A 13,016-nucleotide genomic window follows, 5' to 3' on the forward strand; every position below is an offset into this window, starting at 1 on the left:
AATGCAAACTTATGATCTCATCGTCGCGGGCGGCGGTATGGTTGGACTCGCCGTAGCCTGTGGCTTGCAGGGCACAGGGCTGAAAATTGCCGTGCTGGAACGCGAGCCAGAGAAAGAGTTTACCGTCACAGCAGAACCCGCGCTGCGCGTCTCTGCTATCAACGCGGCCAGCGAGCGTCTGCTTCAGCATCTTGATGTCTGGACCACCATCCTGGCGACCCGCGCCAGCGCTTATCATGGCATGGAAGTGTGGGACCGCGACAGCTTCGGGCGCATTGCTTTTGACGATGGTCAGCAGGGCCTGGCGCATCTTGGGCATATCGTAGAGAATCCGGTTATTCACCACGCGTTGTGGAAAAAAGCGAGCGAGCTTAACAACGTCACGCTTATCGCGCCCGCTGAACTTCAGCAGGTAGCTTTTGGTGACAACGAAGCCTTTGTGACCCTGAAGGATGGCACCATGATGAGTGCCCGGCTGCTGGTGGCCGCCGATGGCGCGAACTCCTGGCTGCGTAATAAAGCTGATATTCCGCTGGCCTTCTGGGACTACGATCACCATGCACTGGTCGCCAACATCCGTACAGAGCAGCCTCACGAGGCGGTAGCGCGTCAGGTTTTCCATGGCGACGGTATCCTGGCTTTCTTACCGCTGAACGAACCCGATCTCTGCTCCATCGTCTGGTCCGTTTCCCCGCAGGAAGCGACACGTTTGCAGTCAATGCCTGCTGAAGTCTTTAATCAGCAGCTTTCCGTGGCGTTCGATTTGCGGCTGGGGTTGTGTAAGGTCGAGAGCGAGCGTAAAACCTTCCCGCTGATGGGGCGCTATGCGCGTAATTTCGCAGCGCACCGGCTGGCGCTGGTAGGCGATGCTGCGCATACCATTCATCCGCTGGCGGGGCAGGGCGTGAACCTGGGCTTTATGGACGCAGCGGAGCTGATAGGCGAGGTGAAACGCCTGCATCAGCAGGGTAAAGACATCGGGCAGCATCTCTACCTGCGCCGTTACGAGCGCAGCCGTAAACAGAGCGCGGCCATGATGCTGGCGGGCATGCAGGGGTTCCGGGAGCTGTTCAGCGGCACTAACCCGGCGAAAAAACTGCTGCGTGACGTTGGTCTGAGCCTGGCCAATAACCTGCCCGGCGTAAAACCCCGCCTGCTGAAACAGGCCATGGGGCTGAACGATCTGCCGGAATGGCTGCGGTAATATTTGCCTGCCGTTATGCCACCCACGCGGCAAGATCCTTGCCGCGTATTTCCTGATTCATCTGTTGTAGTTCGGGCAGAGTAGCCTGGCTTAACGTCACTCCCTTTTCACCCAATGTCGATGCCAGCTGCTGCTGAAAGCGGCCCAACTGCTGTGGGTCAAGGTAATGCGCCCGCATACCGCTATCGATTTTATCCCGCCTGTTGGGATTAATCCGGATCAGGGTATCGGCGGGGATTTTCACCCCTTTCGCCAGACAGGTCAGGCTCAGGGTTGCCAAATCCTTAAGGGTATTGAGTTCAATCTCCTTTAATTTCCCCCCTTTTGCCGAGCCGGCAAGCGGATGGCTTTCACTCTGATAGCGGTAGTGCTTCGCTTCACCCCCCAGCGAGCCGTTTATGGCGTGCGTTTTGAGATCTTCAATCTTACTGAAGCCAAATACCATGGGAACAATTTCACCGTTGTTGATCATCGCCAGCAGCGGCGCTTTACCTCCTTCAAGCTGCTGCTGTAGCGTTTTTGCTGCATCCGCCAGCAGAGGTTTCAGCGCCTGGCCATCAAAAACCTGTTGATGGTTATCAGAAAAATTGATCGTGATGGACTCAGGAAACTTCAGTAAAGCGACGCTCTCCTCTGCCTGCACATTTTCAAACTTTTTTGCCCCATTGTTGCGTACGCTGGTCAGTAAATTCTGTAACCAGTGCGCGGCGATCTCACTAACCTGTTGGTCAGCGTTCGCCTGCAATTTCAGGGGATTGCCACTGGAGGGCAGCGGTCGTCCACTTGCCAGATAATGACCGATAGCCTGACTCATACGGTGCTGGAAAGCCCTGGCTACGGGGTTACTGCTGTGCATCCCTTTTCCGTGAGAATAGATGCGGGGGTTGCTTCTGAAATTATTACGGGTAACCCGTTCAGACAACTTTTCCGGGCTGCGATCGGAAAAAAAGACCTCTCCTTCCAGCGATTGTGTTCCGCCTTTGGCATCATTGACGCCGCCTCTCAGTTCGCCCGATGCCAGGATCTCAAATCCCCAGGGAGAGCCATGCAGCGCCTCAGGTTTGGTATAGCCTTTTGGCGCTGTGGGGTTCATCGACGAGAGCAGCGCACCGTGCATTTTTTCACGCAGCGTCTGATCGATAGATCGTCTTCTGGAAAGCAGATCTACAGGTGAGAGGTTGGCCTCATTAAGCTGGTTAGTCTTATGTCCCTCCTCTCTTAACTGAGTGATAGTCGTGGTGTCGTGCTGCTCCACCGCCTGGTGAAGCGGGAAGGCGTTTACTGAGGTTGATTTAATATCCATAGCGTTGTAACCAGAAAAGAACTCGTTACGTTAAGTGTTCAGTTTGGTTAAAGGGTTCCTCTGGCACAGCTTCATTTGAAAAATTCTAATTTCACCCCGCTTTTCAGATTACTTATTTTCATGCGTAAGGTTTTTTATTTTACCGAATTATTTTGGTCTCTCTCCCGTAACGCTATTTTTAAACTGCTCACAAGGGCGTTAATTGTCATTTTTGCGTGCTTCTTTACAGATTTATGGTGAAAAATTTTGGAAACTCTCTGCTGGTTCTGCAACGGCGCGGAAATTTTCGACCCCGTTTTACTTATGGTTAATGCTCGCGTTCAGTGGTAACTTCAGAGCCAGGTTATCGTTTGCGTACGGTGCAAAGCCGTGGCAGAGCATCCAACTCATCGCCTTACAGGATTGATATGACTCAGCAAACCCCCTTGTTCGAACAGCATCAGGCAGCAGGCGCGCGTATGGTCGATTTTCACGGCTGGATGATGCCGTTGCATTACGGCTCGCAAATGGATGAGCACCATGCCGTGCGCACTGATGCCGGCATGTTCGACGTGTCGCACATGACTATTGTCGATCTCAACGGTGCGCGTACGCGTGAGTTCCTGCGCTATTTGCTCGCCAACGACGTCGCCAAACTCACCCAGCCCGGTAAAGCGCTTTATAGCGGCATGCTGAATGCCTCCGCTGGCGTAATTGACGATCTCATTGTTTACTTTATGACCGAAGACTTTTTCCGGCTGGTGGTCAACTCAGCAACCCGCGAAAAAGATCTGGCATGGATTTCAGAGCACGCGGCACCTTACGGTGTGCAACTGACGCCCCGTGATGACCTGGCGCTGATTGCTGTGCAGGGGCCGCAGGCGCAGGAAAAAGCCCGGACGCTGTTTGATGAGGCGCAGCGTGAAGCAGTTGCTGGCATGAAGCCCTTCTTTGGCGTACAGGCGGGTGAGTTGTTTATCGCCACCACCGGCTATACCGGTGAAGCGGGCTACGAGATTGCCCTGCCAAACCAACAGGCCGCGGAGTTCTGGCAGAAGCTGCTGCATGCAGGCGTTAAACCCGCCGGTCTGGGCGCACGCGATACGCTGCGTCTGGAAGCCGGTATGAATTTATATGGTCAGGAGATGGACGAAAGCATTTCTCCGCTGGCCGCCAACATGGGCTGGACAGTAGCGTGGCAGCCTGAAGATCGTGATTTTATCGGGCGTGAGGCGCTGGAAGCGCAGCGTGAAAAGGGCACTGACCAACTGGTCGGACTGATCATGACCGAGAAAGGCGTACTGCGAAATGAATTGCCGGTACGCTTTACCGACAGCGAAGGCAATCTGCATGAAGGGATCATCACCAGCGGTTCCTTCTCCCCAACTTTAGGTTGCAGCATCGCCCTGGCACGCGTTCCTGCTGGCATTGGCGATCGGGCCATTGTGCAGATCCGTAACCGGGAAATGCCGGTAAAAGTCACCAAACCTGTTTTTGTTCGCGCCGGAAAACCCGTCGCCTAATAACGATAACTTCTCAGGAGAGCAGGGCTATGAGCAATGTCCCAAATGAACTGAAATACCGCGACAGCCACGAATGGGTGCGTAAAGAAGCTGACGGAACATACACCGTAGGCATTACCGAGCACGCGCAGGAGCTGCTGGGCGACATGGTTTTTGTTGATCTCCCCGATGTAGGCAACACCTACAGCCAGGGCGATGACTGCGCCGTTGCGGAATCGGTGAAGGCGGCTTCCGATATTTATGCCCCAGTCAGCGGCGAAATTATTGCAGTAAACAGCGCGCTGGATAGCGAACCGGAGCTGGTTAACAGCGCTCCTTACGCCGAAGGCTGGCTGTTCAAAATCAAAGCCAGCGATGAAGCCGAGCTGGATGCATTGTTGGATGCGGATGCTTATAAAGAGAGCATCGACGAATAACTGCTTACGCGGGCGGGGCGGCTTTAACCGTCCCGCCCTGCTTACCCTGCCCGATTCAGGATTTACCGCTAATGACTCAGACTCTCAGCCAGCTTGAACACACCGGTGCGTTTATCGAACGCCATATTGGCCCGTCGCAGGAGCAGCAAACGGCGATGCTCAATGCTACCGGTGCCAGCTCACTTCATGACCTTATTGCGTCTATTGTGCCCGCCGATATTCAGCTACCCAGCCCGCCTGCGGTAGGGGATGCGCTGACCGAGCATCAGGCGCTTGCGGAGCTGAAGGCAATTGCCAGTCAGAATCTGCGCTATAAATCCTTTATCGGCATGGGTTATACCCCGGTACTGACGCCGCCGGTTATCCTGCGCAATATGCTGGAAAATCCGGGCTGGTACACCGCCTATACGCCTTATCAGCCAGAGGTTTCGCAGGGGCGTCTGGAAGCGCTGCTGAACTTCCAGCAAGTAACGCTGGATCTCACCGGACTGGATATCGCTTCCGCCTCATTGCTGGATGAAGCTACCGCTGCGGCTGAAGCGATGGCGATGGCAAAACGCGTCAGCAAGCTGAAAAATGCTAACCGCTTCTTTGTGGCGGACGATATTCATCCGCAGACGCTGGATGTAGTGCGTACCCGTGCGGAAACCTTTGGTTTTGAGGTGCTGGTCGACAGCGCAGAAAAAGTACTCGATCACCAGGAAGTGTTTGGCGTCCTGTTACAACAGGTTGGTACAACGGGTGAAGCTCACGACTATACCGATCTGATTGCCGAACTGAAAAATCGCAAGGTCATTGTCAGCGTTGCGGCAGACTTTATGTCGCTGGTGCTGCTACAGGCACCGGGCAAAATCGGCGCGGATATCGTGTTTGGTTCTGCACAGCGCTTTGGCGTACCTATGGGCTACGGCGGCCCGCATGCGGCCTTCTTTGCAGCGCGTGATGAGCATAAGCGCTCTATGCCGGGACGTATCATCGGCGTTTCGCGTGATGCGGCAGGCAACACCGCTCTGCGTATGGCTATGCAGACCCGCGAGCAGCATATCCGCCGCGAAAAAGCGAACTCCAACATCTGTACCTCACAGGTACTGTTAGCCAATATCGCCAGCCTCTACGCCGTGTTCCACGGGCCGGTGGGGCTGAAGCGCATCGCTTCCCGTATTCACCGTCTCACCGATATCCTGGCGGCTGGCCTGCAAAAAGGCGGCCTGACGCTGCGCCATCAGCACTGGTTTGATACGCTGACCGTCGAGGTAGCTGATAAAGCTGCGGTGCTGGATCGCGCCCTGAGCTTTGGTGTGAACCTGCGTACCGATATCCATAACGCGGTTGGGATCACTCTGGATGAGACCACGCTGCGGGAAGATATCACGGCGTTATTCTCCATCCTGCTGGGTGAAAACCACGGGCTGGATATCGATGCGCTGGATGCCGCCGTTGCCACAGAAAGCACTTCTGTGCCCGCTGGGCTGCTGCGCCAGGATGCGATCCTGACGCACCCGGTGTTTAACCGCCATCACAGCGAAACCGAGATGATGCGCTACATGCACAGCCTGGAGCGTAAAGATCTGGCGCTGAATCAGGCGATGATCCCGCTCGGCTCCTGCACCATGAAGCTGAATGCGGCAGCTGAGATGATCCCGATCACCTGGCCTGAATTCTCTGAGCTGCATCCGTTCTGTCCGGCAGACCAGGCGACGGGCTATCTGCAAATGATCGGTCAGCTTTCCCAGTGGCTGGTGCAGCTGACAGGTTATGACGCACTCTGCATGCAGCCAAACTCTGGTGCGCAGGGGGAATACGCTGGCCTGCTGGCGATCCGCCGCTATCACGAAAGCCGCAACGAAGGCGGACGTAATATCTGTCTGATCCCAAGCTCAGCGCACGGCACCAACCCGGCCTCGGCTCAGATGGCTGGCATGTCTGTGGTGGTGGTGGCCTGTGACAAGCAGGGCAATATCGACCTGGCCGATCTGCGGGCAAAAGCGGAGCAGACGGGCGACGCGCTCTCCTGCATCATGGTGACCTATCCTTCTACTCACGGTGTGTACGAAGAGACCATCCGCGAAGTTTGCCAGATCGTTCATCAGTTTGGCGGTCAGGTCTATCTGGATGGCGCCAACATGAATGCTCAGGTGGGGATCACCACGCCAGGTTATATCGGCGCGGATGTGTCTCACCTTAATCTGCATAAAACCTTCTGTATCCCGCATGGCGGCGGCGGTCCGGGCATGGGGCCTATCGGCGTGAAAGCGCACCTGGCACCCTTTGTGCCGGGGCACAGCGTGGTGCAGATTGAAGGTGTACTGACGCAGAATGGCGCAGTTTCTGCCGCACCTTTTGGCAGCGCTTCGATTCTGCCGATCAGCTGGATGTATATCCGCATGATGGGTGCTGAAGGACTGAAACAGGCCAGCTCTGTGGCTATTCTTAATGCCAACTACATTGCCACCCGTCTCAAATCAGCCTATCCCATCCTTTATACCGGACGTGATGGCCGCGTGGCGCATGAATGCATCCTGGATATTCGTCCGCTGAAAGAACAGACCGGTATCAGCGAGCTGGATATTGCCAAGCGCCTGATCGACTACGGTTTCCATGCGCCAACCATGTCCTTCCCGGTTGCGGGAACGCTGATGGTTGAGCCAACGGAATCTGAGAGCAAAATCGAGCTGGACCGCTTTATTGATGCCATGCTGGCGATCCGTATGGAAATTGATCGGGTTGCGGACGGAGAGTGGCCTGTGGATGACAACCCGCTGGTTAACTCCCCCCACACTCAGATGGAAATCGTCGGCGAGTGGAGCCATCCTTACAGCCGTGAGCTGGCGGTGTTCCCGGCAGGCAGTGACAACAAATACTGGCCAACCGTGAAGCGTCTTGATGATGTTTACGGCGACCGTAACCTCTTCTGTTCCTGCGTACCGATGAGCGAATACGAGTAGTCTGGCGTTTCAGGCTAAAGTTAAAAGGGCACAGCACGTGCCCTTTTTTTATGGAGAAAAAGATGAAGATTGCGTTAGTAACCGGTGGCAGTCGGGGGATCGGGCGGGCAACTTCTTTACTGCTGGCCCGGCGCGGATACAACGTGGCGGTAAATTATCGCCAGAATGTCGCTGCGGCAGCAGAAGTGGTAGCGCTGATAACAGAGCAGGGTGGCCAGGCATTTGCGGTGCAGGCTGATATTGCTGATGAGCAGCAGGTCGTGGCGATGTTTGCACAGATTGATCGACAGCCGGGTCAGCTTCGTGCCCTGGTGAATAATGCGGGGATCCTGTTTCAGCAAACCCGCGTGGAGCAGCTGACGGCTGAGCGGATTAATCGGGTCTTTGCCACGAATGTGACAGGCTGTTTTATCTGCTGCCGTGAGGCGGTAAAAAGGATGGCTCACCACCACGGAGGAGAGGGCGGCGCGATAGTCAACGTCTCCTCAGCGGCAGCGCGACTTGGTGCGCCGGGTGAATATGTCGATTATGCGGCATCAAAAGGCGCGATGGATACGCTGACCACGGGGCTTTCGCTGGAGGTAGCCGCTCAGGGCATCAGAGTGAATGGCGTGCGCCCTGGCTTAATCTATACGGAAATGCATGCCGATGGCGGCGAACCCGGAAGAGTGGATCGGGTTGCTCCCGGTTTACCCATGCAGCGAGGCGGGCAGCCTGAAGAGATCGCTCAGGCTATTCTGTGGCTGCTGAGTGACGAAGCTTCCTATATCACCGGTACCTTTATTGATGCCGCGGGCGGACGATAGCAGCAGATGCCAGGCAACACCGGCACAGAAACCGGGTATTGCTGCTCGCTACCTTCAGGATTTATTTACTGCTTCGGCTTGCACCGGGTTACGGCCCGGCACCGCCAGAGTGTATAAACTCTGGCGGTGACAAGAGGCTACAGCTCTGCGCCGTTGCTGGCGATAACCTGCTTATACCATTCAAAGCTCTTCTTTTTCGATCGTTTCAACGTGCCGCTTCCGTCGTCATTTTTATCAACATGGATAAAGCCGTAGCGTTTGCTGTACTGGCCGGTGGTGAACGAAACGCAGTCGATGCAGCCCCAGGGCGTATAGCCCATCAGCTCAACGCCATCGTGAAAAACAGCCAGCTTCATCTGTTCGATATGTGCTTTGAGATAGGCGATGCGGTAGTCATCGTTAATCTGGCCGTCAGCTTCCGGCTTATCAATAGCGCCGAAGCCGTTTTCCACAATAAACAGCGGTTTCTGATAGCGCTCATAGAGCGCGGCCAGCGAATAACGCAGCCCAACGGGATCGATCTGCCAGCCCCAGTCAGAAGCCTTAACATGAGGATTTGGCACGCTGCCCTCAAACCCTGATACCGCGCTTCCCGTTCCTCTGGCGCTCGCCTGCACCACATTACTCATGTAATAGCTCAGGCCAATATAATCGGCGCATCCCTCAAGCAGGATCTCCGCATCGCCCTGCTGCATATCAATCTGGTAACCCTTGCGCGCCCACTCGTTAACGATGTAGGAGGGATAATAGCCACGCATATGCACATCACTAAACAGGTAACGTTCACGCATCGCCTCCTGGGCAAGCATCACATCATCCGGATGGCAGGACCAGGGATAGAGCGGCACCATGGCAATCATGCAGCCTATCTGCATCTCGGGGTTGATCTCATGCCCGAGTTTCACCACTTTCGCGCTGGCGACAAACTGATGATGCAGCACCTGATACATCGCCTGCTCAGGCTTTTCATGATCGGTAAACACCACGCCAGAGCAGCAGTAGCCAAAGAGCGGATATTTCCAGTTACGCTGGTTATTGATCTCGTTAAAGGTCATCCAGTACTTAACTTTATGCTTATAGCGCGCCAGCACCACTTCGCTGAAGCGTACAAAGAAATCCACCACCTTGCGGTTCAGCCAGCCGCCATAGGCTTTGACCAGGTGATAAGGCATCTCAAAATGAGAAAGCGTGATGACCGGTTCAATATGGTGTTTTAGCAGCTCATCGAACAGGTCGTCATAAAACTGTAGGCCCGCTTCATTAGGCTCCTGCTCATCGCCGTTGGGAAAGATACGGCTCCAGGCAATGGAGGTGCGGAAACACTTAAATCCCATCTCCGCGAACAGCGCAATATCCTGCTTATAGTGGGAGTAAAATTCCACCGCCTGGTGGTTTGGGTAACTGAAGCCCTCCTGCACGCCGTCAGTCATTACCCTGTCTACGCCGTGGGCGCCACCGGAAAGAACATCAGCAATACTGATGCCTTTGCCATCCCGATCCCAACCGCCTTCAACCTGATGCGCGGCTACGGCACCACCCCATAAAAAGTCCGCTGGCAACTGCTGATCTCTGCCCATTCATCCTCTCCTTCTGATTAACTAAACTGTCGGGCCGCCATTTCCGCCCGTTGATTCAGGCGCTGGCTGGCTTAAACTTCTCTGCTTGATCTGGCGTGCCTGGCCGTTCGCTGAATCCAACCACCCAGGTCAACGCCGCACCAAGCACAAAGGCGATGCTGACTGAGAGCAAAAAGCCGATAAATTGCGGCATATGCCCCTGTTTGAAAAAGACCGGAAGTACGGCAATGCCGGGCAGGCAGTAGCTCCAGGAGACGGCATTAAAGAAGCCCGCCACCGAACCGCCAATAGCGCCCGCCAGGCAGCCGCACAACATCGGTTTTTTCAGCCGGAGCGCCACGCCATACAGCGCCGGTTCAGAGATGCCAAACAGCGCCGTTAAGCCTGCTGAAAGAGAAACGCGCTTCATCTCCTGATCCTTTGACTTAAGCCAGACGCCAAAGGTCGCCCCCGCCATGGCAAACACGGCGGAGGCCTGAAGTGCGGTAAAGGTGTCATAGCCCAGCGTGGCGTAGTTCCCGACGGTGACGGGCGTAATTCCCCAGTGTACCCCCAGCGTGACCAGCGGCATCCAGAGTGCCCCCACCACAAACCCGGCCACCACCGGACTGAGATCGTAAAGGGTGTTGTAGATACCGCCGATAGCGCCGCCAATCGCATTTCCTGTCGGGCCAAAGGCCAGCAGCGTCAGCGGCACCATAATGGCCAGGCAAATCATCGGGGTAAAAAGATTGCGGATCACCAGCGGCAGCGCGCGCTCACAAAAGTGCTGAATGTAAGACATTATCCAGACCATCAGAATGATCGGGATCACCGAGGCGGTATAACTCAGGTATTTCACCGGAAGGCCGAAGAAATCAAGCGCTGGCGCATTCACTGGAACGCCAGCTACCTCAGCCAGAATCCTGGCCGTTTCCGGATTGCTGACCGCCTCTTTCATCAGCAGTTGCAGGGCCGGGTCGGCAGAATTGGCCAGCATGATTTTGTTGGCGGTAAGCATATTCATATAGTCAGGGCTGACCAGCGCACAGGCGGCAATCACGGCGGTGAAGGGGTTAACGTTGAATTTTTTGGCGGCAGTAAAGGCCACCAGCACCGGAAGAAAGGTAAAGCCGGTCCAGGAGACAAAATTCAGAATACGGTATGCGCCACTGGCCTGATCCATCCAGCCGAGCGCCGTTACCAGTGACAGCAGGCCTTGCAGAATGCCACAGGCAGCAAGAGGGTAGAGGAAAGGGGCAAAGATACTGGAGATAATATCCATCAGTCGGCTGACAATGCCGACGTCTGGCGCGGAAATGGCCGCATTTTCCTCCACGCTCACCAGCTTTATCACTTCCTGATAAGCGGCGTCCACATGGTTACCAATCACCACCTGAAGCTGGCCGCCCGCTTCGATAACGGTAATCACCCCTTTTACCCGTTTTAATTGCTCCTTATTAACTTTCCCGCCATCTTTTAATATAAATCGCAACCGCGTGGCACAATGCGTGATATTGATCACGTTATCGTTACCACCGACCAGCTTGACGATCTCTACTGCGGATTCAGCAAAATTCAACGCCATGATCTTCTCCTCGCCAGGGTATTTCAGCTTCTGAAGTAAATCTTTTCTGAAGCGATGTTTTTATTATTGTGGCGAGTTTATCAAGCAAATAAAGAATGTCACGATATAACAAATTTGCGATTCCGTAATTTGTTACATCGAAAAAACAGGGTGTTTTTATTTAAGCCGCGCTGCCAGCCTGCGGCCAAGCGTTTCTAAGATATAGATAACGGGGACCTGCGTGGTCACGTCATATTGATCCGCTACCAGCAGCCGTGGCATATGGTAGGAAAGGTTGAAGTCAGCCATTTTTGCCAGCGAAGCATTTTCATTATTAGTGACAGAGATCACTTGGCAGTGATGCAGGCTGAACTGGCTGGCTAACCGTAATATTTCCGGGGTTTCGCCAGAGACAGATAATATAACCGCTACGGCATTTTCATACATATCGCTGTTGACCGGATAATAAGGGTCATCGATATAACTGCTGAACTTTCCAACATTAGAAAAGAAGCGGGCGCCATATTTTCCTAACGTTCCTGAAGTGCCAGCGCCTACAAAGATAATACGTTCCGCATGAAACAGATGATCGACGGCACGATTGATCAGATGCTCAAAGTCATCATTGTTAATGCTTTTAAAAAAGCTGATAAGTTCACCCACGCCAGAATAAGCGGGCTGATGCTGCTCCTGCTCCAGATAGAGTCTGAAGCGAATACGAAATTCAGAGTAGCCATCACAGTGCAGTTTACGGCAGAAACGTAGCACGGTGGTGGTGGAAACCTGCACCGCATCGGAAAGCTCGCGAATGGTCATGTACATCACTTTATCGCGGTTCTTAATCACGTAGTTATAGACCTGGAGTTCCAGGGCATTCAGGGTGGCGAGAGTGTGATGCGTGAACATAGCGGCGCTCAAATTCTGAAGAATCACTACCTTAGCAGAATTTATCTCAGGGTGTGGCCGTTTTACCAGAGCTGAGAAGTTGCTCGCAAAATGGCGTTCCGGGGTGCAGCAGTACGCACCCCGGTCCTTTTCTACATTAACCAGCCCCGCTGCTGAGCCTGTTCCAGATGCTGTTTCAGGTAGTGCCAGAGCGCAGGCCACTCTTTTTCAATGGCGACATTGCGGCTGATCACCTGCTCCAGACGGATATGGTTCTCTTTCCAGCTTTGTCCCTGGTTGTGCAGGTTCTGGATAACGGGCAGGGCGCGGTCAAGCATGTTCGCAAAGCGGGAGTCTGGCGTTTCACCCGCTTCATATTCATCCCAGAGCGCGCGGAATTTTTTACCCAGCGCATCGGGGAGCAGGGCGAAAATCCGGTCGGCGGCGGCGACTTCCTGAGCGTGAATAGCGTCGCGGGCCGCAAGGTCATAAACCATCACGTCGCCTGCATCGATTTCCACCACGTCATGCAGCAGCGCCATCTGCACCACGCGCGTCACGTTCACCTCAGAGCCGGAGTAGGGGGCCAGGCTCATCGCCGCCACTGCCAGCTGCCAGCTGTGCTCGGCAGAGTTTTCGTAGCGGGAATTGCCAATCAGCCGGGTACGGCGCTCGACGCTTTTTAATTTATCCAACTCCATCAGGAACTGAATAACCTCTGTCATTTCACCGAAATCAACGGCGGATACGCTCTCGGACATCGCTGGCCTCGTTATTTTCCTGCAAAAAAAAAGTTGGCAACCAGTGTAAGGGAAACGATTGCGCAGGTCGC

At 54.5% G+C, this 13,016-nt stretch carries 10 protein-coding genes; 5 read left to right on the top strand and 5 right to left on the bottom strand.

The genetic code is table 11. The features are described from left to right. Window position 1: 1 nt before the first annotated feature. Window positions 2-1,204 (top strand): FAD-dependent 2-octaprenylphenol hydroxylase, encoded by a 1,203-nt coding sequence (ubiI, locus tag AAH450_RS18035; RefSeq protein ID WP_342911444.1) that lies wholly within the window; start codon window positions 2-4, stop codon window positions 1,202-1,204. 13 nt (window positions 1,205-1,217) lie between these two features. Here ubiI and AAH450_RS18040 read toward each other — a convergent pair whose 3' ends face one another. Continuing rightward, the gene (locus tag AAH450_RS18040; protein WP_342911445.1) at window positions 1,218-2,507 is read right to left on the bottom strand and encodes a hypothetical protein; all 1,290 of its coding nucleotides are present in this window, start codon (window positions 2,505-2,507) and stop codon (window positions 1,218-1,220) included. 407 nt (window positions 2,508-2,914) lie between these two features. Between AAH450_RS18040 and gcvT the strand changes: the two genes are divergently transcribed. The 4 genes from gcvT to AAH450_RS18060 all read left to right on the top strand — a co-directional run bounded on the left by gcvT (window position 2,915) and on the right by AAH450_RS18060 (window position 8,176). Next, a complete protein-coding gene (gene gcvT, locus AAH450_RS18045) occupies window positions 2,915-4,009 on the top strand; it encodes a glycine cleavage system aminomethyltransferase GcvT (RefSeq protein ID WP_342911446.1) in 1,095 nt (364 codons plus the stop codon). 29 nt (window positions 4,010-4,038) lie between these two features. After that, window positions 4,039-4,425 carry a glycine cleavage system protein GcvH gene (gcvH, locus tag AAH450_RS18050; RefSeq protein WP_342911447.1) on the top strand — a complete coding sequence of 129 codons (387 nt, stop codon included), beginning with the start codon at window positions 4,039-4,041 and terminating at the stop codon, window positions 4,423-4,425. A 71-nt stretch (window positions 4,426-4,496) separates the two neighbouring features. Then, window positions 4,497-7,370, top strand: coding sequence for an aminomethyl-transferring glycine dehydrogenase (gene gcvP / locus AAH450_RS18055; RefSeq protein WP_342911448.1), 2,874 nt, complete (start codon window positions 4,497-4,499; stop codon window positions 7,368-7,370). Window positions 7,371-7,432: 62 nt separating this feature from the next. Beyond that, window positions 7,433-8,176, top strand: coding sequence for an SDR family oxidoreductase (locus tag AAH450_RS18060; protein WP_342911449.1), 744 nt, complete (start codon window positions 7,433-7,435; stop codon window positions 8,174-8,176). A gap of 137 nt (window positions 8,177-8,313) precedes the next feature. Here the strand turns inward: AAH450_RS18060 and AAH450_RS18065 are convergent, their stop codons facing one another. From AAH450_RS18065 to AAH450_RS18080, 4 genes are all read right to left on the bottom strand, one after another. Beyond that, window positions 8,314-9,753, bottom strand: a complete 1,440-nt coding sequence (locus AAH450_RS18065) for a 6-phospho-beta-glucosidase (RefSeq protein WP_342911450.1) — start codon at window positions 9,751-9,753, stop codon at window positions 8,314-8,316. Window positions 9,754-9,808: 55 nt separating this feature from the next. Next, window positions 9,809-11,320 carry a PTS transporter subunit EIIC gene (locus tag AAH450_RS18070; protein WP_342911451.1) on the bottom strand — a complete coding sequence of 504 codons (1,512 nt, stop codon included), beginning with the start codon at window positions 11,318-11,320 and terminating at the stop codon, window positions 9,809-9,811. Window positions 11,321-11,476: 156 nt separating this feature from the next. Beyond that, the gene (locus AAH450_RS18075; protein WP_342911452.1) at window positions 11,477-12,205 is read right to left on the bottom strand and encodes a MurR/RpiR family transcriptional regulator; all 729 of its coding nucleotides are present in this window, start codon (window positions 12,203-12,205) and stop codon (window positions 11,477-11,479) included. A 131-nt stretch (window positions 12,206-12,336) separates the two neighbouring features. Beyond that, on the bottom strand, window positions 12,337-12,945 hold the full coding sequence (locus AAH450_RS18080) for an HD domain-containing protein (RefSeq protein WP_342911453.1): 609 nt from the start codon (window positions 12,943-12,945) through the stop codon (window positions 12,337-12,339). Window positions 12,946-13,016 lie beyond the last annotated feature (71 nt).

The sequence above is a fragment of the Erwinia magellanica genome (assembly GCF_039023495.1).
Lineage (GTDB): Bacteria > Pseudomonadota > Gammaproteobacteria > Enterobacterales > Enterobacteriaceae > Erwinia.